The sequence below is a fragment of the Bradyrhizobium hipponense genome (assembly GCF_008123965.1).
Lineage (GTDB): Bacteria > Pseudomonadota > Alphaproteobacteria > Rhizobiales > Xanthobacteraceae > Bradyrhizobium > Bradyrhizobium hipponense.
Genome location: NZ_VSTH01000106.1, coordinates 43,218 through 63,341, shown reverse-complemented (window position 1 = coordinate 63,341; position 20,124 = coordinate 43,218). Strand labels below are relative to the sequence as shown.

The 20,124-nt window shown below is 64.8% G+C and carries 18 protein-coding genes and 1 pseudogene; 7 read left to right on the top strand and 12 right to left on the bottom strand.

From position 1 onward, the window contains the following. Positions 1 to 74: 74 nt before the first annotated feature. The 5 genes from FXV83_RS29270 to radA form a co-directional block, all read right to left on the bottom strand. Positions 75 to 1,298, bottom strand: a complete 1,224-nt coding sequence (locus tag FXV83_RS29270) for an ABC transporter substrate-binding protein (RefSeq protein ID WP_148743065.1) — start codon at positions 1,296 to 1,298, stop codon at positions 75 to 77. A gap of 213 nt (positions 1,299 to 1,511) precedes the next feature. Further along, positions 1,512 to 2,252 carry an SDR family NAD(P)-dependent oxidoreductase gene (locus tag FXV83_RS29265; RefSeq protein WP_148743064.1) on the bottom strand — a complete coding sequence of 247 codons (741 nt, stop codon included), beginning with the start codon at positions 2,250 to 2,252 and terminating at the stop codon, positions 1,512 to 1,514. Positions 2,253 to 2,442: 190 nt separating this feature from the next. Further along, positions 2,443 to 3,966: an amidophosphoribosyltransferase gene (gene purF, locus FXV83_RS29260; protein WP_148743063.1), complete on the bottom strand. Its 1,524-nt coding sequence runs from the start codon at positions 3,964 to 3,966 to the stop codon at positions 2,443 to 2,445. A gap of 29 nt (positions 3,967 to 3,995) precedes the next feature. Beyond that, the gene (locus FXV83_RS29255; RefSeq protein WP_148743071.1) at positions 3,996 to 4,625 is read right to left on the bottom strand and encodes a CvpA family protein; all 630 of its coding nucleotides are present in this window, start codon (positions 4,623 to 4,625) and stop codon (positions 3,996 to 3,998) included. Between the two features lie 167 nt (positions 4,626 to 4,792). Next, the gene (radA, locus tag FXV83_RS29250; RefSeq protein ID WP_148743062.1) at positions 4,793 to 6,238 is read right to left on the bottom strand and encodes a DNA repair protein RadA; all 1,446 of its coding nucleotides are present in this window, start codon (positions 6,236 to 6,238) and stop codon (positions 4,793 to 4,795) included. A gap of 201 nt (positions 6,239 to 6,439) precedes the next feature. Between radA and FXV83_RS29245 the strand changes: the two genes are divergently transcribed. Then, positions 6,440 to 7,597 carry an ABC transporter substrate-binding protein gene (locus FXV83_RS29245; protein WP_148743061.1) on the top strand — a complete coding sequence of 386 codons (1,158 nt, stop codon included), beginning with the start codon at positions 6,440 to 6,442 and terminating at the stop codon, positions 7,595 to 7,597. 16 nt (positions 7,598 to 7,613) lie between these two features. Next, positions 7,614 to 9,677, top strand: coding sequence for a putative bifunctional diguanylate cyclase/phosphodiesterase (locus tag FXV83_RS29240; protein WP_187436240.1), 2,064 nt, complete (start codon positions 7,614 to 7,616; stop codon positions 9,675 to 9,677). A 6-nt stretch (positions 9,678 to 9,683) separates the two neighbouring features. Here the strand turns inward: FXV83_RS29240 and FXV83_RS29235 are convergent, their stop codons facing one another. Continuing rightward, on the bottom strand, positions 9,684 to 10,409 hold the full coding sequence (locus FXV83_RS29235) for a sulfite exporter TauE/SafE family protein (protein WP_148743069.1): 726 nt from the start codon (positions 10,407 to 10,409) through the stop codon (positions 9,684 to 9,686). Between the two features lie 264 nt (positions 10,410 to 10,673). Between FXV83_RS29235 and FXV83_RS29230 the strand changes: the two genes are divergently transcribed. Beyond that, the gene (locus FXV83_RS29230; protein WP_148743060.1) at positions 10,674 to 11,042 is read left to right on the top strand and encodes a GFA family protein; all 369 of its coding nucleotides are present in this window, start codon (positions 10,674 to 10,676) and stop codon (positions 11,040 to 11,042) included. Between the two features lie 6 nt (positions 11,043 to 11,048). On the opposite strand, the gene FXV83_RS29225 is transcribed toward FXV83_RS29230, so the two are convergent. Next, the gene (locus FXV83_RS29225) at positions 11,049 to 11,819 is read right to left on the bottom strand and encodes an exodeoxyribonuclease III (RefSeq protein ID WP_148743059.1); all 771 of its coding nucleotides are present in this window, start codon (positions 11,817 to 11,819) and stop codon (positions 11,049 to 11,051) included. A gap of 41 nt (positions 11,820 to 11,860) precedes the next feature. Here FXV83_RS29225 and FXV83_RS29220 point away from each other — a divergent pair, with 41 nt between their 5' ends. Further along, positions 11,861 to 12,079, top strand: a complete 219-nt coding sequence (locus FXV83_RS29220) for a hypothetical protein (RefSeq protein WP_148743058.1) — start codon at positions 11,861 to 11,863, stop codon at positions 12,077 to 12,079. Between the two features lie 11 nt (positions 12,080 to 12,090). Here the strand turns inward: FXV83_RS29220 and alr are convergent, their stop codons facing one another. Together alr and FXV83_RS29210 are read right to left on the bottom strand one after the other, a co-directional pair. Then, positions 12,091 to 13,365 (bottom strand): alanine racemase, encoded by a 1,275-nt coding sequence (gene alr, locus FXV83_RS29215; protein WP_187436241.1) that lies wholly within the window; start codon positions 13,363 to 13,365, stop codon positions 12,091 to 12,093. A gap of 75 nt (positions 13,366 to 13,440) precedes the next feature. Next, positions 13,441 to 14,946 (bottom strand): replicative DNA helicase, encoded by a 1,506-nt coding sequence (locus tag FXV83_RS29210; RefSeq protein WP_148743056.1) that lies wholly within the window; start codon positions 14,944 to 14,946, stop codon positions 13,441 to 13,443. Positions 14,947 to 15,499: 553 nt separating this feature from the next. Here FXV83_RS29210 and FXV83_RS29205 point away from each other — a divergent pair. Continuing rightward, entirely contained in the window at positions 15,500 to 15,706 is a 207-nt protein-coding gene (locus FXV83_RS29205; RefSeq protein WP_148743055.1) for a transcriptional regulator, read from the top strand. Positions 15,707 to 15,718: 12 nt separating this feature from the next. Here the strand turns inward: FXV83_RS29205 and FXV83_RS29200 are convergent, their stop codons facing one another. After that, on the bottom strand, positions 15,719 to 16,969 hold the full coding sequence (locus FXV83_RS29200; protein WP_148743054.1) for a cyclopropane fatty acid synthase: 1,251 nt from the start codon (positions 16,967 to 16,969) through the stop codon (positions 15,719 to 15,721). 276 nt (positions 16,970 to 17,245) lie between these two features. Between FXV83_RS29200 and FXV83_RS29195 the strand changes: the two genes are divergently transcribed. Beyond that, positions 17,246 to 18,241 carry a hypothetical protein gene (locus tag FXV83_RS29195; protein ID WP_187436239.1) on the top strand — a complete coding sequence of 332 codons (996 nt, stop codon included), beginning with the start codon at positions 17,246 to 17,248 and terminating at the stop codon, positions 18,239 to 18,241. Positions 18,242 to 18,294: 53 nt separating this feature from the next. Next, positions 18,295 to 18,429 (top strand): annotated as a pseudogene (locus FXV83_RS43125) (PaaI family thioesterase); the annotation flags it as partial. Between the two features lie 36 nt (positions 18,430 to 18,465). Here FXV83_RS43125 and rplI read toward each other — a convergent pair. Both rplI and FXV83_RS29185 read right to left on the bottom strand, forming a co-directional pair. Continuing rightward, positions 18,466 to 19,071, bottom strand: coding sequence for a 50S ribosomal protein L9 (rplI, locus tag FXV83_RS29190; RefSeq protein WP_148743053.1), 606 nt, complete (start codon positions 19,069 to 19,071; stop codon positions 18,466 to 18,468). A gap of 47 nt (positions 19,072 to 19,118) precedes the next feature. Continuing rightward, positions 19,119 to 20,093: a YybS family protein gene (locus tag FXV83_RS29185; protein ID WP_148743052.1), complete on the bottom strand. Its 975-nt coding sequence runs from the start codon at positions 20,091 to 20,093 to the stop codon at positions 19,119 to 19,121. Positions 20,094 to 20,124: the final 31 nt, after the last annotated feature.

The following is a 20,124-nucleotide window of genomic DNA, read 5'->3' as shown; positions in this document are numbered from 1 at the left end:
CTTGACTCAGTAGTATTAGCCCTGCGGCTGCGCGAAGCGCAGTCCGCTGGCGTAACCCACCCTACATATGTCCGTTATTTCTTCACCAGCGGGCACTCGCTGTCCTTGAGCGGCTTGGCGGCGTCTTCCGGCGCGATGGTGGCCACCAGCTTGTAGTAGTCCCACGGTCCCTTCGACTCTTCCGGCTTCTTCACCTCGAACAGATAGGCCGGGATGAGACGGCGGCCGTCGGCGCGCAGCGGGCCCTTGCCGAACAGCGGGTCATCGGTCGGCAGTTCCTTCATCTTGGCGACGACCTTGGCACCGTCATGCGGATTGCCGCCGAGCGCGTCCATCGCCTTCAGGTAATGCAGGACGCCGGCATAGAGGCCCGCAACCGTCATCGACGGCATCGAGCCCTTGGGCGAGACCTTCTGGAAGCGCTTCGACCATTCGCGGGTCTGATCGTTGAGGTCCCAATAGAACGACTCGGTGAAGGTGAGACCCTGCGCCGTCTTCAAGCCCAGCGAATGCACGTCGTTGATGAACAGCAGGAGCGCTGCGAGCTTCTGGCCGCCCTGAACGATGCCGAACTCGGAGGCCTGCTTGATCGCGTTGGTGGTATCGCCGCCGGCGTTGGCGAGGCCGACAATCTTGGATTTCGAGGACTGCGCCTGGAGCAGGAAGGAGGAGAAATCAGCCGTGTTGAGCGGGTGCTTGACGCCGCCGAGCACCTTGCCGCCATTGGCGGTCACGACAGCGCTGGTGTCGCGCTCCAGCGCATGGCCGAACGCATAATCGGCGGTCAGGAAGAACCAGCTGTCGCCGCCGGCCTTGGTCAGCGCCTTGCCGGTGCCATTGGCGAGCATGTAGGTGTCGTAGGTGTAGGAAACGGTGTTGGGCGTGCAGGCCTTGCCGGTGAGGTCGGCGGTGGCCGCGCCCGAATTGAGCAGCACCGAGTTCTTTTCCTTGACGAGGTTGTTGACCGCGAGCGCCACGCCCGAGCTCGGCGTGTCCGAGATGACGTCAACCTTGTCGTTGTCGATCCATTGCCGGGCGATGTTGACGCCGATGTCGGGCTTGTTCTGGTGATCGCCCGAGAGGACCTCGATGGTCCAGCCCTTGGCCTTCAGGCCGGAATCTTCGACCGCCATTTTCACCGCGGCCACCGAATTTGGTCCGCCGATATCGGCATAGAGGCTCGACATGTCGTTGAGCACGCCGATCTTGACGGTCTTGTCCTGGGCGTAGGCGGATGTTGCAAAACCGAAGGTGGCACAAGCCAGAAGCGCCGCAGTGCGTCGCGCGAGCGTCGTCATAAAAGGTTTCCTCCATTGTCAAATAATTGGACAGCCCTCTTGAGAGGAGCCTTGTTCCGGCTGAAGGCTCTAGCGTGTCCCGCGGTCCGCGGCAATGCGCCTTAAGCCGGATGGCGCTGCGTCGTCGCGGCCACCCGCGATTAACCTTTAGGCAAGGCGCGGCGCCGTCTATTTGAGCGCGTCGAATTCAAGATCGGGCGGCGCCCAGCTCAATCAGGCCGGCGAGCGGAAGCTCATCAGCTTGCGGGTCTTGTAGTCGTAGAACTTGCCGGTCTCGGTCCAGTCGGGCGCGCACATCGGCACGATGAATTCAGCGACCTGCTCGGGCGTGTCCAGCGTCGCCGGATCTTCGCCCGGCATTAGGGTTGCGCGCATGCGGGTGCGGGTCGGGCCGGGATTGAACAGGTTGACGCGCAGCTTTGTGTTCGCGGTCTCCTGCGCCCAGGCGCGCGCCAGCGTTTCCAGTGCGGCCTTGGAAGCGGCGTAGGGGCTGACATAGGCCGTCGCCTTGTTGGCGGCGCCCGAGGTGATGAACACGGCGCGGCCGGCGTCGGACTGCTTGAGCAGCGGCTCCATGCAGCGAAGGAGCTGGAAGTTGGCGGAGACGTTCACGGCCATCACGTCGTTGAAGGTCTTCAGCTCGATATGGCCGACCGGCGAGGAGGGGCCGAGCACGCCGGCATTGCCCACCAGGATATCGAGCTTGCCGTAGCGTTCGTGCAGTCCTGCGCCGAGCCGCGCGATGCCGTCGGAATCGGTGAGATTGAGTGGCACCAGCGTAGCGCTGCCGCCGTCTTTGCGGATCTCGTCATCGAGCTCCTCGAGCCCGCCCTGCGTGCGCGCGACCGCCACGATATGCGCGCCCGCCTTTGCCAGTGCTTTGGCAGTGGCAAAACCGATGCCGCGCGAGGCGCCGGTGACGAGGGCGATGCGATTGGCGAGGGACAGGGACATGTACACTGTTCTCCGTCATGCCCGGGCTTGTCCCGGGCATCCACGTCTTTGCGGCGGGTTTTACAGACGTGGATGGCCGGGACAAGCCCGGCCATGACGAAAAATAGGAAAGGTAGCGATCTATGGACCATCGACCGAGGGCCCGCGATCTTCACGATCGTCAGGCTCAACGAGTGGCTGAGTTATAGCACTAGCTCGCCTCCGCCAGCAGCGACAATTGCCTTGGCTGCGGCTCGGTCTGGGTCTGGTCTGTGAGGTGCGTCGGATAGGCCCCGGTGAAGCAGTGATCCGAGAATTTCGGATTGGCGGGGTCGCGGCCGGGCTCGCCCATGGCGCGGTACATGCCGTCGATCGACAGGAAGGCGAGCGAGTCGGCGCCGATGATCTCGCGCATCTCGTCGAGAGAATGCGTCGCGGCCAGGAGCCCGCCGCGATCGGGCAGGTCGATGCCGTAATAGTCGGGATAGAGGATCGGCGGCGAGGCGAGACGGAAATGCACTTCCTTGGCGCCGGCATCGCGCATCATGCGTACGATCTTCCTCGAGGTGGTGCCGCGCACCAGCGAATCGTCGATCAGGATGATGCGCTTGCCCTCGATCGCGGCGCGGTTGGCCGAATGCTTCATGCGCACGCCGGATTCGCGGATCGCCTGCGTCGGCTGGATGAAGGTGCGGCCGACATAGTGGTTGCGGATGATGCCGAGCTCGAACGGCACGCCGGAATGCTGGCTGTAGCCGACCGCGGCGGGAACGCCAGAATCGGGCACCGGCACGACAACGTCGACCGGCACATGGCTCTCGCGCGCGAGCTGCGCGCCAAAGGCCTTGCGCACCTCGTAGACCGAGCGGCCGTGCACGATGGAATCCGGACGGGAGAAATAGATGTACTCGAAGATACAGGGGCGCGGCGCGATCGGCGGGAACGGCTTGTGGATGTCCATGCCGTTCTCGTCGAACACGATGACTTCGCCGGCCTCGATGTCGCGGACAAAGCGCGCGCCGATGATGTCGAGCGCGCAGGTCTCCGACGTCAGGATCGGGCAGCCGTCGAGATCGCCAAGCACCAAGGGGCGGATGCCGCGCGGATCGCGCGCGCCGATCAGCTTTTTGTTGGTCAGCGATACCAGCGCATAGGCGCCTTCGATCTCGCGCAGCGCGTCGACATAGCGCTCGATGAAGCGGCTACGCCTGGAGCGTGCGACCAGGTGCAGGATCACCTCGGTGTCGGTGGTCGACTGCATCATCGCGCCGTTCCTGACGAGCTCGCGGCGCAGCGTCAGGCCGTTGGTGAGATTGCCGTTATGGGCCACCGCGAGGCCGCCGGCATTGAGCTCGGCGAACAGCGGCTGCACGTTGCGCAGGATGGTGGCGCCGGTGGTGGAATAGCGGACATGGCCGACCGCGACAGTGCCGGGCAGGCGGTCGATCACCTCGCGGCGGGAGAAGGTATCGCCGACGAGGCCGAGGCGGCGTTCGGAATGAAAGCGGTTGCCGTCGTAGGAGACGATGCCGGCGGCTTCCTGGCCGCGGTGCTGAAGGGCGTGGAGGCCGAGGGCCGTGATGGCGGCAGCGTCCGGGTGTCCGTAGATGCCGAATACGCCGCATTCCTCGCGCAGCGTGTCTCCCTCCAGATCGTCCTGAAGCTCCAGCGCGGCTGGACTCAAACCGGCCTTTGGATCGAGATCACGCTGGGCGTCCTGGTCAGGGTTTCGCATCTCGTCCGCGCCTCTCTGTTGGGGCTAAATCAACGCGCCGCAGGTTTCTCGATCAGCTTTTTCAGGCTGTCACGAGCCGGTTTGCTGTATCCGTCGCCACTGCCCGAAGGCTGCTGCTCGGAATCAGTTTGCTCTTCATCTGGTTTGTTTTTCTTGAATCTCTTCAAGATGGTGTTCTCAGGGTCATCCGGCAAGAGGGCCATCAGCCAATCCCCGGTTCCCTGGAGCACCACGCGGGATTTCGCCCCCGCGACCCAGTCCGGGCGCTGCTTGTCCGGCACCAGCCAGGTGAAGAACAGGAAGGCGACCACGACGATCAAGAGCCCGCGGGCTAGCCCGAACAGGAAGCCGAGGGTGCGGTCCAGCGCGCCGATCCGCGAGTCCAGGATCATGTCGGAGATCCGGACCGTGATCACGGAGACCACGACCAGGGTGCCGACGAACACACCGGCGACCACCACCACGCTCGCGACCGTGTCGTTGTTGAAATAGGTTTTCGCGGTCGGCAGCAACTTCGAGAACGAGTACAGCGTCACGACCGCCGCCGCGCCCCAGGCCGCGATCGACAGGATTTCGCGCATAAAGCCCCGGACCATCGCGAGCAGGCCCGAGATCAGCATCACACCGAGCAGGATCAGGTCGAGGAGGGTAATCGGCATCGGCTGGTCTGGTCCGCTCGTACTCTCAAAGGTGCTCGGCGAATCGGTGTTTGGCCGCCGCCCTAACAGAAGGGCAGACGGCGCTCCCGGCAAGGCCGTAACCACGCAATCCCGTGCTGCTTTTGTGACGGCTGTATAGCGGTGGGGGCGGGGGACGTCACCTCCACCTAACCCTCTCCACGGCGGAATCTTGCCGGTGTGGCATTTTTCTCCGCGGGCGCGCTCGATTCGCCCCGGCGAGAGCCACGGGCGGCTATTTCCGCCACCAGGGTCGTCAGGCTGTTGATGGCGTTGAGCGAGAGCCCGGCGTCGCCGCCGACTTCGCCCCGGGCCGATTCAGGCAGCACGGCGCGCTGGAAGCCGAGTTTGGCCGCTTCCTTCAGCCGGGCCGGGGTCTGCGCCACCGGGCGGACCACGCCGGAGAGCGATATCTCGCCGAAATAGACCGCATCGGTCGGTAACTGCGCGTTAACCAGAGACGACACCAGCGCGGCCGCGGCGGCGAGATCGGCGGCCGGCTCGTTGATGCGCAAGCCGCCCGCCACGTTCAGATAGACGTCGTGGCCGGACAGCTTGACCCCGCAATGGGCCTCCAGCACCGCGAGCACCATCGAGAGCCGGCTTGGATCCCAGCCGACCACGGCCCGGCGCGGGGTGCCGAGCGAGGTCGGGGCCACCAGCGCCTGCAATTCGACCAGGAGCGGCCTTGTGCCCTCGATCCCCGCAAACACCGCGGTACCCGGCGTGCCGAGGTCGCGCTCCGACAGGAACAGCTCCGACGGGTTGGTTACCTCCCGCAGGCCGAGGCCCGTCATCTCGAACACGCCAATTTCGTCGGTCGGGCCAAAACGGTTCTTCACGGCGCGCAGGATGCGGAATTGCTGCGAGCCTTCGCCCTCGAAGGACAGCACGGCATCGACCATGTGCTCGACCACACGGGGACCGGCGATCTGGCCGTCCTTGGTGACGTGGCCGACCAGGATGATGGCCGCGCCCGTCTTCTTGGCAAAACGGATCAGGGCCTGCGCCGAGGCGCGCACCTGCGTCACCGTGCCGGGGGCTGATTCCACCGTGTCGGTCCACATCGTCTGGATCGAATCGATCACGATCAGCCGGGGGACGGCGCCTTCCGACAGCGTCGAGACGATATCTTCCACCGACGTCTCGGCGGCGAGCTGCACCGGCGCATCCGATAGCCCGAGCCGCTCGGCGCGCAGGCGCACCTGGGCGATGGCTTCTTCGCCCGAGATATAGACAATGCGATGTCCGGCGCGCGCCATCAGGCTCGTCGCCTGCGTCAGCAGCGTCGATTTGCCGATGCCGGGATCGCCGCCGACCAGCAACACCGAGCCGCGGACGAAGCCGCCGCCGGTGACACGGTCGAGCTCGGTCATGCCCGAGGACAGGCGAGGCGCGTCCTGAGTTTTTCCGGACAGGCTCTCCAGCGCAAAGGTCCGTCCCTTGCGCTTGGAGCGGATCGACACCGGCACGCTGCCGGTCGCGTCCTCCTCGGCCAGCGTATTCCACTCGCCGCAGGACTCACACTTGCCCTGCCAGCGGTTATACGCCGCGCCGCAGTTCTGGCAGACGAAGGAAAGCGTGTTCTTGGCCATGGGAAAGGGATTCGAGGAGCTCGGATTTGCTGATAGCACGGAATGGCGGGCCGAGCGCGAATTCGACCGCACTCAAATACCGCGATTCAGCACGCCCGATACACCCTTTGTTAGCTCTACGCCGCCGCGCCGTGCCGGGCTTTGCCAAATATTAGCGGACGCGGGTCCAGTTTCGGAACCAGCACGGGATGACGAAAAAGAATGACGGTAGCGTTGCGGATATTGCTCGCTGTGGGAATGGCCTGCGGCGTGCTCACGCCGGTCGGCTGCGCCGTCGCGGCCGATGCAAAACCCCTCAACGTCGTCTTCGTGAATCCGGGCAAAACCGGCGAGGTCTATTGGGACATGGTCGCGCAGACCATGCAGGCCGCCGGCCGTAAGCTCGGCGTGCATGTCGAGGTGCTCACCAGCGAACGCAATTACCGCACCATGCGGGAGCTCGGGCTCGGCGTGGTCGCACGTAGCGACAAGCCCGACGTCCTCATCCTATCGAACGAGGAATCGGCTGCCGTCCCGATCCTGGAGGCGGCCGACGCTGCCGGGGTCAAGACGCTGCTGCTCTCGAACACGCTGATCGGCGAAGACGCGGCGCGCCTCGGACCGCCGCGCCGGACGCTCAAGACCTGGCTCGGCGATATCACCACTGATCTGCAGACCGCCGGCGCGCGGATGGCCAACGCCCTGATCGGCGCCGCGCGTGCCGAGAAATGGCAGAGCCCTGACGGCAAGATTCACATCCTCGGCATCGGCGGCGACGAGATCACGCCGGCCTCGATCGCCCGCAATGCCGGTCTTCAGCTTGCCGTGGCGGCGGCGCCTGACGTGGTGGTGGATCGGATGCTGTTTGCCAACTGGACGCAATCCGAAGCCGAGCAGGTGACGGCGAATTATCTGAGCTGGGCGTCGCGCAAGGGGATCCGGCCCGCCGGCATATGGGCCGGGAACGATCCGATGGCGCTGGGAGCACTCAAGGCCATCGCGGCCGCAGGCCTCGCGCCGGGCCAGGACATTCAGGTCGTCGGCCTCAACTGGTCGGAAGACGCGCTGCGCGAGATCAGGGCAGGCCGTCTGCTTTTGACCGACGGTGGGCACTTCCTGCTCGGCGGCTGGTCCATCGTGCTGTTGCGCGACTATGCCGATGGCTGCGATTTCGCGGCCAGTTCGTCTCACGTCGAGGTCAAGACGTCCGCAATCACGCGCGATAATCTCGTTTCGGTCGACGACCTCATCAAGACCCGCGCCTTCGATCGGATCGACTTCGCCCGTTTCAGGGCGAAGGCCGGCGCATGCGGCCGCTATGATTTCTCGGTTGATGCGCTCATCTCATCGCTATTGGTCCCGGATGGCGCCGGTGATTGATGTGGATGGTGACGGGATGACCGATCCGGATAGCACGGGGCAGGCGGCGCCTTCGCGCTCGCGCCCGGTCGTCCGCGCGATGATCTGGGCAACCGTGCCGGTATTGCTGCTGGTGCAGTTGCTGGCTTCGGCCGGTGTCGAGGTCTCGAGCTTCTGGTCACAGATCAGGCAGCTCGACGCCCGCATTGTCCGCATCGCCGACAGCCGCGCCGAACTCATCGCCGAGCCGCTCTGGAAGATGCGTTACGAGCAGGTCACCAGCGTGCTCAACGAGATCATGCACGACGAGACGATCGCCGCGGCGACCGTCTATGACGACACCGGCGTTGCGATTGCCCGCGTGGCGGCACGGCCGGCGGGGCAGGCCGTCACGGAGGTCTCGCGTCCGATCAACTACAGCAACGGCAATATGGCGGTTCAGGCCGGCCGCATCGCGATCGCCTACTCCCACGCGACGCTGTACGCGGACACGGGCAGCCGGCTGGTGCTGCTCCTCGTCGTCGGCCTGCTCGGAACGCTTGCGACCGTCGTTGCGATGCGGATCTCGGCCAACATCTTCATCGGCAGGCCGCTGGCCGTCATGATGTCGGCGATCCAGCGCAGCAAGCAGGACGGCCGCGCCTATCCGGCGGACATCAGATCGTCGAACGAGTTTGGCCAGCTCGCGCGCGCCTTCAACGCCATGCAGCACACGACTTCAGGCGCGCTCGACCGGCTCGGGCACATGGCCTCGCATGATCCGCTCACGGGGCTGCCCAATCGCCGGTCCCTGACCGAGCGGCTGGCAGTCGAGCGGCGGGACACGGGTTCATCCGACGCCCTGGTCGCGTTCTGCTTCATCGATCTCGACGACTTCAAGGGCATCAACGACACTTTCGGTCATGATGCCGGCGACAAGTTCCTGGTTTGCATTTCCGAACGGCTTCGCGGCGCAGTCGAAGCAGGAGATTGGGTCGCAAGGCTCGGCGGCGACGAATTCGTGGTCATTCGGCCCGAGGTCAGCGACGAGGATGCCGCGCAGGCCTTTGCAAAGCGATTACTGGATGCGATCTCTGAGCCGATCAGGCTGCACGACAAGCAGGTCGCGCCGCGCGCCAGCATCGGCGTTGCCGTGCGCCGCGCCGACGATCCCGAGCTTTCGCATTTGCCGGCGCTCGCCGACATCGCGCTCTACCATGTCAAGAGCAGGGCGCCCGGCACCGTCGCCGTGCTCGACGAAGTGCTCCAGCGCGACTACCGCCGTCGTCGGGATCTCGAGCTTGCCATTCCCACCGGCTTTTCCGAGCGGCAGTTCGAGGTCTGGTATCAGAGCCAGGTCGATCTCGACACCCAGGACGTCGTCGGCCTGGAGGCGCTGATCCGCTGGCGCCACCCCGAGCATGGTGTGATCGGTCCCGGCGAATTCCTGCCCCTGATCGAGCGCAGCGGCCACAATGCGCGGCTGACGCGCTACGTGCTGACCGACGCCTGCAGCGCGCTGCAACGGTTGGCCGCCGCGGGCAAGGCGGACATCAGAATCGCGATCAATCTGCCGCCGTCCGAGCTTGCGGACCATTCGCTCGCCGCCGAGCTGCGCGAGACCTGCGCGCGTTTCGGTGTCCCGGCCTCGTCGCTCGAACTCGAGATCACCGAGGGTTCGCTGATCAACAATATCGCCAGCGCGTCCGAGACGCTGCAACGCCTCCGGCGTCTTGGCGCCACGATCGCGCTCGACGATTTCGGCACCGGCTACAGCTCGCTTGCCCATCTTCGCCGCTTTCCGCTCGACAAGGTCAAGATCGACAAGGCCTTCATTCGCGAGATCCCGCAAAGCGCCGAGGACAAGGCGATCGTTGGCGTGATCGCATCGCTCGCGGACACGCTCGGGCTCACGCTGGTCGCCGAAGGCATCGAACAGGCTGAGCAGGCGCAGGCCATGCGCGAGATGGGCGTCAAGTTCGGGCAGGGCTTTCTCTATCACAGGCCGCAGCCGATCGACGCTGTGCTGCAACGGCTTGCGGGGCAAGCGGTGTCCGGGAAGACCGGGACGAGCCGCCTCGTCGCCGACAGCCGGTCGATCGCGCCCGAATTCGCTGCCTGAGTGCGGCTATGGCTGCGTCGCGTTCCAGAGCATCGAGAGTCCGGCCGTGATCATGATGGCGTCCATCACCCGGCGGAACATCTCCGGCTTCAGGTGCAGCACGAAGCGCTTTGCGATGAAAGCGCCCGCCATCAGCGAGGAGCCAGCGATCAGGCCCTTGATGAAGACATCCTGCGTCAGCGCGCCGAAACGTTCGAAGGTCACGGACTTTGCGAAATAGAGGCCGAGCGAGGCGGCAGCCTCGGTTGCGAGGAATGCGCCCTTGCTCAGGCCATAGAAAAGGAACAGCGGAACGCTGAGCGGGCCGGTCGAAACGACGATGCCGGTGAGATAGCCGATGATTGCGCCGCCGATTGCCAGATGCCAGAGATTGGCCTTGAGGTCGTGGCGCGCCAGCCAGTGCCGCACCGGCACCATCGCGATCAGGAAGATGCCGATGGCGAGATCGACCGCGTGGGAAGGCAGCGCCAGCAGCGTGCGCGCGCCGAGCACGGCGGCCGGAATTCCCGTCACCGAATAGGCCGCGCAGGCCCGCCAATCGACCTCGCGCCACCAGGCAAGAATGCGCGAGAAATTCGCCATGACGGAGGCCACGGCCATGATCGGCACGGCTTCCTTCGGCCCATAGGCATAGACCAGCACCGGCATCAGCATGATCGACGATCCGGTGCCGACAATGCCTGAGATAGTGCCGGCGACGAGGCCGACGGTGAGAACGAACAGGAAGGCCAAGGGAGTAGGGGGCAAGTGTTCGATGATAGTATCGTGGCGGTGTTTTGCCCGACAAGTCAAACCGCACTCGCGGACATGCGTAAGGCATTGATTCGACTACGGTCGTCTACTGTGCATGGGGTTGTTTTTCATATTTTGGATTGTCGGCTGGCCGGAGGCCGCAGCGCATTTGAGCGCGCAGGGCGGCGGCGCGCACTGCTGACAGCATGTTGGCAGCAGCCACCGGCTACGACCACCGCCTGACAAAAGTGGAGGGTGCGTGTCATGCCGATTGAGGCAAGTTGTCATTGCGGTGAGACGGTGTTCGAGGTGACGGAGGCGCCGGCGAGCGTGACGCGCTGTACCTGTTCGCTCTGCGCCAAGCGGGGCGCGCTGTGGGCCTATTACAAGCCGACGCAGTTCCGCCTGCTGTCGCCGCCAGAGAACGTCGCGACCTATCTCTGGGGCAGCCGCACCGTCAAACATCATTTCTGTGCACGCTGCGGCTGCGGCACCTATTCGGAGTCGCCGGACTGGTCGACCGGCAAGCCCGATTTTGACAATCCCAAAATCGGCGTCAACGCGCGCCTGTTCGACGATTTCGATCTGGATGCGGTGCCGGTGAATGTGATCGACGGCAAGAATTTGTGGTGAGCGCTGTCACCGCAGCACCACCCACGCCGGCGCGTGATCGCTGGCGCCGTCCTCGCCGCGGATCGTCTTGTCGACGCCGGCTTTGGCCAGGCGCGAGACGAGGGCAGGGCTGAGCAGGAGATGATCCAGCCGCAGGCCCGCATCGCGCGGCCAACGGTTTCGCTTGTAGTCCCAGAAGGTGTAGATTCGCTTGTCCGGATTGAGGTCACGGATCGCGTCGCACCAGCCTTGCGCGACGAGCGAGGCATAGGCTGCGCGGCTCTTTGGCTGGATCAGGGCATCTTTGTCCCACGACCGGGTTGGATAGATGTCGATCGCGGTCGGCGCGACGTTGTAGTCGCCGGCGAGCACCACGGGCAGATCCTGCTTGATGAAGGTTTTGGCGTGGCGCTTGAGACGCGCGAACCAGTCGAGCTTGTCGTCGAATTTCGGCCCCGGCTGCGGGTTGCCATTGGGCAGATAGATACTGGTGACGATGATGCCGCGCACCGCGGCCTCGATGTAACGTGCTTCCTGATCGCCAGGCTTTCCCGGCAACCGATCGCGCGTCAGCACGGGCTCGGCGTTACGCGCGAGGATGGCGACGCCGTTCCAGGTCTTTTGTCCACGCCACACTGCGCCGTAGCCGGCCTTCTCGATCGCCGCCGCCGGAAATTCGCCATCACTTGCCTTCAACTCTTGAAGCGCGACGACATCGGGCTTTGCTGCGCGCATCCATGCCAGCAGATTGGGCAGGCGGCGGTTGATGTTGTTGATGTTGAATGTCGCAATCTTCATGTAGAGCTGATCGCCTCGCACGTTCCGACACCGGAGAGACAATGTCCAAGTTGAACTATGCCGCTATTGCATTTGCCGTCGCATTCTCCGGAGCCGCTTTTGCACAATCGGCCGATCCGCGCGGCGCGTGCAAGACGGACTACGACAAATTCTGCGCCGGCCTCGCACCGGGCGGCGGCATCCTCGCCTGCCTCAACGGCAAGCGCGATCAGCTCAGCGCGACCTGCAAGGCGGCACTGGACAGCAGGAAAAAGAAGTAAGCGGTGAGCTCCTAGCTCGGCAGCGGCGGCGGGCTTGCCGGCTGCTCGACCGGCGGGGAAGATGACTGCTCGGCGGCCTGCGCGGCAACCGGCCGCTCTAACGGCTCCACCACATTGCCACCCTTGTAGATGCGGGCGTAGCGACGGCCGAGGCTGGTCAGCACCTCGTAGCCGATCGTGCCGAAGTGATGCGCTAGCTCGTCGACGGTGATGCCGTCGCCGAGCAGCGTCACCAAATGGCCGCGCCGTGCCGCGTTCGGCGGCAGATCCGTGATGTCGATCGCGATCAGGTCCATGGAAACGCGGCCCGCGACGGGGCAGCGCCTGCCCGCGACGATCACCTCGGCGCCGCGGGTGCCGTCATTGGAGCTGGCGGCGCGGAAATAGCCGTCGGCATAACCGACCGCGATGATCGCGAGCTTGGTCGGCCGCCGCGCCGTCCAGGTCCCACCATAGCCGACGCTCTCGCCGCGCTCGACATTGCGGATCTGCACGATCCGCGCCTTCAGGTCCACGACCGGCTGCATCGGATTGTCAGCCTCCGGCGTCGGGTTGACGCCGTAGAGCGCGGCGCCGGGCCGTACGAGATCGAACTGGAACGGCGCACCGAGGAAAATGCCGGAGGAATTGGCGAGGGTCGCCGGTACGCCGGAAAATTCGCTGACGATGCCGCGGAAGGCCGCGAGCTGCTTGGCGTTGACGGGGCTGTTGAGCTGCTCGGCCGAGACCAGATGGCTCATCACCAGGTTGATGCCGTGATCGCCGGCATTGATGCGGGGGATGATCGCCTGCGCTTCCGCAAGCGTCAGCCCGAGCCGGTTCATGCCGGTGTCGATGTGGATCGCAGCGCCCCCGGACCATCCGGTGCGGCGGCAGAACACGTCCCACTCGGCGAGCTCGTTGAGATCGCCGATCACCGGGCGGCAGTTGATTTTCGCGTAATGCTCGCCGGTGTTCTGGAAGTAGCCGCCGAGCACATAGATCGCGGCCTCCGGCGCTGCTGCGCGTGCCGTACGGGCCTCCTCGATGGTGGCGACAAAGAACGTCTTGCAGCCGGCCTTGTCCAGCGCGCGTGCGACCTGCTCGGTGCCGCAGCCATAGGCGTTGGCCTTGATCACCGCCGAGCATTCGGCAGGCACTGCCGTCTTCTCGAGCTTGCGCCAGTTGGCGATGATGGCGTCGAGATCGACGGTGAGCACGCCGCCATAGGCTGCGAGCCCGGCAGCCTGATTGGCCTCCGCGGAGAGAAGGCCGGTTTGCGGAATCATTTTCGGATCGGACGCCATTGTCATGGCGTCGTTTTACGCAAGAGGGCCGCGTGGTTCAACCCAGGGAACTGGCAAGAAACCTAATACAGAATCCTAGTACTCGTGACGATCCGGCAGTTGGCCGTCATGCGCGAGGTCGCCGAAGCGGGTGACCGAGGCGTCGAAGTGCAGCTCCACCGTGCCAGTCGGGCCGTGGCGCTGCTTGCCGATGATGACTTCGGCCCGGCCGACCGTGCGCTCCATGTCGGACTGCCATTTGGCGTGCTCCTCGGTGCCGGGACGCGGCTCCTTCATGGCGAGGTAATATTCCTCGCGGAACACGAACAGCACGACGTCGGCGTCCTGCTCGATCGAGCCGGATTCACGCAGGTCCGAGAGCTGCGGCCGCTTGTCCTCGCGGGATTCGACCTGACGCGAGAGCTGCGACAGCGCGATGATGGGGACGCTGAGCTCCTTCGCCAGCGCCTTCAGGCTGGTCGTGATCTCCGTGATTTCCTGAACGCGGCTGTCGTTGGAGCGCTTGCCCGAGCCGGACAACAGCTGGATGTAGTCGATGACGATAAGGTCGAGGCCCTTTTGCCGCTTCAGCCGGCGCGCGCGGGCCATGAGCTGCGCGATCGACAGGCCGCCCGTCTCGTCGACATAGAAGGGCAGCGATTGCAGCTCGATCGAAACCTGGCGGATCTTCTCGAAATCCGCCTCCGAGATGCCGCCGCGGCGGATGTGGGAGGAGGGAATGCCGGTGCGCTCCGCCACGATACGCGTAGCGAGCTGGTCGGCCGACATTTCGCAGGAGAAGAAGCCGATGACACCGCCATTGGCGGCTTTCATGGTGCCGTCGGCCTGGAGTTCCGGAACATAAGCCTGCGCGACATTGTAGGCGATATTGGTCGCAAGCGAGGTCTTGCCCATGCCGGGACGGCCCGCCACGATGATGAGGTCGGAGTGCTGCAAGCCGCCCATCTTGGTGTCGAGGTCGCGCAACCCCGTCGAGATGCCGGACAGCTTGCCGTCGCGCTGGAATGCTTTCGCCGCAAGATCGACCGCGACCGTCAGGGCCTGCGAGAACTTCTGGAAGCCGCCGTCATAGCGGCCGGACTCGGCAAGCTCGTAGAGGCGGCGCTCGGCGTCCTCGATCTGCGCCCGCGGCGCGAAGTCGACCGGCGCGTCATAGGCGACATTGACCATGTCCTCGCCGATGCCGATCAGGTCGCGCCGTAGCGCCAGGTCGTAGATGGTGCGGCCGTAGTCCTGGGCGTTGATGATCGTGGTCGCTTCGGCGGCGAGGCGCGCCAGATACTGCCCGATGGTCATGCCGCCGACGTCGGTATCGGCAGGCAGAAAGGTTTTCAGCGTGACGGGTGTCGCGATCTTGCCCATCCGGATCAGGCTGCTGGCGGTCTCGAAGATCGTCTGGTGCAGCGGCTCGAAATAGTGCTTCGGCTCCAGGAAGTCGGAGACGCGGTAGAAGGCGTCGTTGTTGACCAGGATCGCGCCCAAGAGGCTCTGTTCCGCCTCGATATTATGCGGCGCACTCCGGTAGGCCGGAGTTCCGGCATCGGGCGCGAGTTTGAGGACGTTCGAATCAGTCAGGGCCATGGTCAGACGTGCTTAACAATTTTTTGGGCGGATGCGGGGCGGCGATAAAGCGCCGACTGCGGCGGAAGCGGAAGCGAAAGCTCACCGCTATCAACCGCTCAGTTAAAATGGTGGATGACTAGTGGTCGCAGCATGCGCGGCGCTTGACGGATTTTCGTGGAATTCGCCGGGCTGCACTGGCCGCCGCGCCGCCACGGAAAAATCCTGATCAAGTGAACCTTACGTGTCGGCGCGTCGACCTACCAGAAGCGGGCGCAACTCGGGCGCGCTGGTGGCTTCCGGCTCGGGTTCAGACCAGCAGGAGATAGACCAGCGCAATCAGAGCCGCGCCGACGCCGGTGGCGATCAGCGCGTAATCGGTGCGGAGGTCGTCCTGCACGTCGAATGAGGTTTGGGTCTCTTTGCTCATGGCGTCGGTCTAAGCCAGGGCCGACCAGACTTATGTGAAACAGATCACATCTCTCCGGATTCTTTCGGGGTTTGCGACCGGAACAGCCAGGCGGGCAGAGGGTTGTTCCCGGACACCCGCCGTCAGGCGAGACGAGGTAAGGCGATGCGGCCAGAACGGCAGCGCCAGATTTGGCGTAGCGAGGCGGGCAGCCGGCTTTGGCTGTCGGGGCTGATCGCCGCCATGGAGCAGGCCGCGCGGCCCGAAATCCGGCGCGAGCCCGTCGGAACTGAAACCCTCGCGCGGCTGCAGGCGCATCTGGCCGTCCCCGCCGCCTCCAAGCTTTTTCCGGTCTCGCGTCTGCGTCATTAGGACCTATAGGACCTATTCACCCGCCAGTTTCAGCCTGGGCTTGGCGTCGCCCTCAATGGCGCGCAGCCGGGTCTCTTCACGCTCAATGTAGTCGCGCGTCATCGGGACCACGCCCTGGCGCCTCGTGAGCTGGATCTGGAAGTTCATCATGCCCTGTTTGCGAAACGTCATCTCGCTGGCCGCAAGATAGAACTCCCACATCAGCGCGAAACGCTCGTCGTAGAGCTGCACAGCCTCCTCGCGCCGCGCCATGAACCGATCCCGCCAGGCCTTCAACGTCTCGGCATAGTGCAGTCGCAGGATCTCGATGTCGCAGATCAGCAGCCCCGCACGCTCGATCGCCGGGAGCACCTCCGACAGCGCGGGGATGTAGCCGCCAGGGAAGATGTATTTTGCGATCCAGGGATTGGTCGAATCCGGCCCCTGTGAGCGGCCGATCGAGTGCAGCAGCATGACGCCGTCCTCGGCCAGGAGTTCGGCGCAGCGCTTGAAGAAGGCGTCGTAGAAGCTGGCGCCGACATGTTCGAACATCCCGACCGAGACGATGCGGTCGAACCGCCCGTCGACGTCGCGATAATCCTGGAGCAGGAATTTGGCCGATCCGGCCAGCCCCTTTTCGGCGGCTCGCGCGTTGGCGACCTGCAACTGCTCGGTCGACAGCGTGACGCCAGTGACGTCGCCGCCCGTAATCTCGGCGAGATAGAGGCCGAGGCCACCCCAGCCCGAGCCGATATCGAGCACACGGTGGCCGGGTCTGACGAGGAGCTTTGCGGCGATGTGGCGCTTCTTGGCGAGTTGTGCGTCGTCAAGCGAGGTCACCGGCGTCTCGAAATAGGCGCAGCTATATTGCTTGTCGGCGTCGAGGAAGAGCGAATAGAGCCGGCCGTCGAGGTCGTAGTGGTGCGCAACATTTCTGCGGGAGCGCGAGCGCGGATTGAATTGCTTCAGGTGCCGCGTCAGATAACGAAGGTGCCACCAGGGCTTTGCCCACTGCGGCAATAGGTCGGGTTGATCGAGCAGGATCGCGAGGGCATCAGCTATGGTGCCGCGCTGGATGACGAACTCGCCGTCCATGTAGGCTTCGCCAAGCCCCAGCTCGGGATTGACGAGGATCTTGCGTTGCGCATCCGCGGTAGCGAAGCGGACTTCCACCGGCTCTCCGGAACCGTCGCCAATGGTGAACTTCCAACCGCTCGCGCAGGTCACCGTCATCGATCCGCGGCGGATGAACTGAGACAGGCATTTAAGCAACAAACGGTCCATGGACTCCTTCCTCTCGAGCGAACCCGAAAGATGCGACTAATCCGGCCTCCACATCTGACGCCAAGGCGCCCGGTCGGTTCCTATGCGTTTGCATCTAAATCTATGCACTGTGCGTTTTCCCGCCACTGCGTTGTGTTCAAAGCCGATATTCGAAAATGGGTAATCACATCCTTGCGCGATGAGCCTGCTTCCATTCGCGGCTCAATCCGCTAAAAGGTGACCCGCCGCCGCACCCGATGCCGGCTGCACCCCTCGGATTTCATGGAGATAATGGGAATGTCGAGCCGAGCGCTCAGCCTCGCAACGGTAATGCTTCTGATTGGCTTCGGCGCGACCGATGCCGTTCTTGCGCAGGCGACGAACCTCGAGGCCGGCAAGGCTCCATCCCAGCTTTTCGCGCAGACCTGCAATGCTTGCCACAAGAGCCCCAGGGGGCTGTTGAAGACGGTAGCGCCGGGTTCGCTGCCCGGTTTCCTGCGTCAGCACTACACGACCAGCTCCGACATGGCCGGAGTGCTTGCCTCCTACCTCGTCTCCAACGGCGCCACCGACACGCGTTACCAGGCCAAGGACGGCAAAGACAAAAAGGACGCCGCCAAGGAGAAGGAAGCTGCAACCAATCCGGCACAGTCTCCTGAACATCAGAGCCGTCGCTCGCGGTCCCAGGAGGCTGCCAAGCCGGAGGGCGAGGGTGCAGCTCCGGCGCCCGAAGGTCGCCAGAAGCGCGTGGCGCGGCCGAGCGAGGAGGGCGCAAAGGATGGCGCCAAGCCAGAAGGCCAGGCCACCAACGAACAATCGCCAGAAGGCCGCAAGGCCAAACGGCTGAGCAAGCGCAGCAAGCCGGAGACCGAAGAAGCGCCGAAGACGGATACCGCTATCGCTGCGCCGTCGTTGGGCGAGCCCAAGCCTGAAACAGCGAAGGTCGATTCCGGCCATGACGAGTCGAAGCCGGACGGCGGCAAGGCGACCGAGAAACCGGCCGAGGTGAAGCCGGAAAGCGCCAGGCTCGAACCGAGCGGCAGCGAGGTTCCGGCGCTGCGGCCGGACCCGGTGCCGGCCGTGACGCCGGCTCCGGCAGCCGCTGCCGCGAAACCGGCCGAGCCGGATGCGCCCAAACCCACCGACGCGGCCGCTTCCAAACCGGCCGAGCCTGCCACCAACAGCAGCGCTGAACCGGCGGCCAAGCCGCCGGAGCCGCCATCGCCTGCAACCGCTGCAGCCCCGGCTTCGCCCGAGTCCTCCGGCCCCCCGACTCCCCCGATTTCGCGCTAGGTCCAATCTTCTGATCGGTTACGGAGGCCTCATCATTGCGGCCTCCGCATCGCCGTCAGGTTTCCGTGGTCGCAGCCGACGTGTTCTGCGTCAGCGACGGTATCGAGAAGCATACTGCAACGGCGCTCGCCTCGATCGCGATGCTGAACGAGGACGTTGCCGCCAAAACGAAAAGCCCGGCCGCTTGAAACGGCCGGGCTTCGCTTTGCGCCTGAAAGCGAGGCTTACTTCTCGGTCTCTTCCGCAGCGGGCGCCGACTCGACGCCCTCCTGCTGGGCTTCCGGATCGAAGAATTCGCCGGCGGCGGCGATCGCCTCGGCGGCAGCATCGCGATCTTCGTTGCGGGTCGAGATGTCTTCGCCGCGGTTGATGCGCTCGGCCTCGTCCTGGCTGCGCGCAACCGTCACGGTGACCTCAACCTCGACTTCGGGGTGAACGGCGACGATGATGGCGTGCTTGCCGATGGATTTGATCGGCGCGTCGAGTTGCACCTGCGGGCGTTCCAGCGCAACGCCGTCGGCTTCGAAGGCCGTGACCACGTCGCGCACCGTGACCGAACCGAACAGCTGGCCGGCTTCCGAGGCCTGACGGATCACGATGATGTTCTTGCCCTGGATCTTCTCGGCGACCTTGGACGCCTCGCCCTTGCTCTGGAGGTTGCGGGCCTCGAGCTCGGCTTTCATGCCGTCGTACTTGGCGCGGTTATCAGCGGTGGCGCGCAGCGCCTTGCCACGCTTGAGCAGGAAATTGCGGGCGTAGCCGTCGCGAACCTTCACGACCTCGCCCATGTGGCCGAGCTTGTTGACGCGTTCCAGCAAAATGACTTCCATATTCGTTCTCCTTTAAGTGCTCTGAGTTTCAGTTTTCGGGGTTGGACTTAAGAGGTTGGCAGCGGGGGCGGCTGCCGGTTGCGCAGAAAGCGTTCGCGGAAGCCAAACACGGCATCCGCCAGGCCCAGGATCACCATCGCGATGACCGGCCAGCCGAATACGACGACGACGGCGTAGGTCGAGCCGAGCCAGAAAGTGCGGCTCTTCAGCGCGAGAGTCAGCGTATGCAGCACGGCGAAGCCGGTCAGCGCGTAGGCCATCATCAGTGCCGCCGTCGCGATCTGCGCGATGATCGCGAGCAGCCCGCCGGTGAAGCAGAAGGCGAGCGCGACGCAGAGCGCTGCGAGCGTCATCGGCGGCAGTTCGGCCGTCATCATGTCCGGCCAGGGACGGCGCAGCCGGCCCGACGTTGCCGTGACCTTGGCCGAGAGCCAGAGATTGAGGGTGAGCGTCATCATGGCGACGATGGTGGCGCCAGCCGGCGCGATGCGGACCAACGCGTCGACGAACGGGCCGGCCTCGCTTGCGGCGTGCGGATCGGTGGTGCTTAGGACGCGCATCAGGCCGCGCCGCAGCGTGCCAAGGATGCTGTCGGCATCGGTGCCAAGCGTGAGCAACGCTGCGATCGTCGTCAGCGAGGCGAAGCCTGCGATCCACAGCAGGATGCGTCCGACCGGATACCACTCCATCTCGGGCGCGGCCGGCGGCTCGGTGGCGGGAGGTGTGGCGCTGGCCACGTGCCGGCCAAGCAACACCAGATGGCCGAGCCACCAGGCCGGCAGCGCGACGGTGACGGCGAAGGCAAAGCAGTAGGGCAGGCCAAACAAGGCGCCGAGGCCGAGCGCAGCCGCGATCCCGCCCAGGCTCGCGCAAAGCGGTCCCCAGCCGATCGAGGCCACCATCAGCGGCAGCGGTGCGAGATAGAACAGGACGAGCGAGATCAGCGCGCCCGAAACGATCGAGGCGAACATCAGGGCCGACGCTGCGCCGGCGATCAGGGCTATCAGTCCAAAGGCCATCATCAGCTGTCCCGCTCCTTCCGAGCGGTTAGAG

Bases quoted from the DNA above. Each gene is read 5' to 3' on its own strand.
- FXV83_RS29270 (WP_148743065.1), bottom strand. From the start codon at position 1,298: ATGACGACGCTCGCGCGACGCACTGCGGCGCTTCTGGCTTGTGCCACC.
- FXV83_RS29265 (WP_148743064.1), bottom strand. From the start codon at position 2,252: ATGTCCCTGTCCCTCGCCAATCGCATCGCCCTCGTCACCGGCGCCTCG.
- purF (WP_148743063.1), bottom strand. From the start codon at position 3,966: ATGCGAAACCCTGACCAGGACGCCCAGCGTGATCTCGATCCAAAGGCC.
- FXV83_RS29255 (WP_148743071.1), bottom strand. From the start codon at position 4,625: ATGCCGATTACCCTCCTCGACCTGATCCTGCTCGGTGTGATGCTGATC.
- radA (WP_148743062.1), bottom strand. From the start codon at position 6,238: ATGGCCAAGAACACGCTTTCCTTCGTCTGCCAGAACTGCGGCGCGGCG.
- FXV83_RS29245 (WP_148743061.1), top strand. From the start codon at position 6,440: ATGACGGTAGCGTTGCGGATATTGCTCGCTGTGGGAATGGCCTGCGGC.
- FXV83_RS29240 (WP_187436240.1), top strand. From the start codon at position 7,614: ATGACCGATCCGGATAGCACGGGGCAGGCGGCGCCTTCGCGCTCGCGC.
- FXV83_RS29230 (WP_148743060.1), top strand. From the start codon at position 10,674: ATGCCGATTGAGGCAAGTTGTCATTGCGGTGAGACGGTGTTCGAGGTG.
- FXV83_RS29225 (WP_148743059.1), bottom strand. From the start codon at position 11,819: ATGAAGATTGCGACATTCAACATCAACAACATCAACCGCCGCCTGCCC.
- FXV83_RS29220 (WP_148743058.1), top strand. From the start codon at position 11,861: ATGTCCAAGTTGAACTATGCCGCTATTGCATTTGCCGTCGCATTCTCC.
- alr (WP_187436241.1), bottom strand. From the start codon at position 13,365: ATGGCGTCCGATCCGAAAATGATTCCGCAAACCGGCCTTCTCTCCGCG.
- FXV83_RS29210 (WP_148743056.1), bottom strand. From the start codon at position 14,946: ATGGCCCTGACTGATTCGAACGTCCTCAAACTCGCGCCCGATGCCGGA.
- FXV83_RS29205 (WP_148743055.1), top strand. From the start codon at position 15,500: ATGCGGCCAGAACGGCAGCGCCAGATTTGGCGTAGCGAGGCGGGCAGC.
- FXV83_RS29200 (WP_148743054.1), bottom strand. From the start codon at position 16,969: ATGGACCGTTTGTTGCTTAAATGCCTGTCTCAGTTCATCCGCCGCGGA.
- FXV83_RS29195 (WP_187436239.1), top strand. From the start codon at position 17,246: ATGTCGAGCCGAGCGCTCAGCCTCGCAACGGTAATGCTTCTGATTGGC.
- rplI (WP_148743053.1), bottom strand. From the start codon at position 19,071: ATGGAAGTCATTTTGCTGGAACGCGTCAACAAGCTCGGCCACATGGGC.
- FXV83_RS29185 (WP_148743052.1), bottom strand. From the start codon at position 20,093: ATGATGGCCTTTGGACTGATAGCCCTGATCGCCGGCGCAGCGTCGGCC.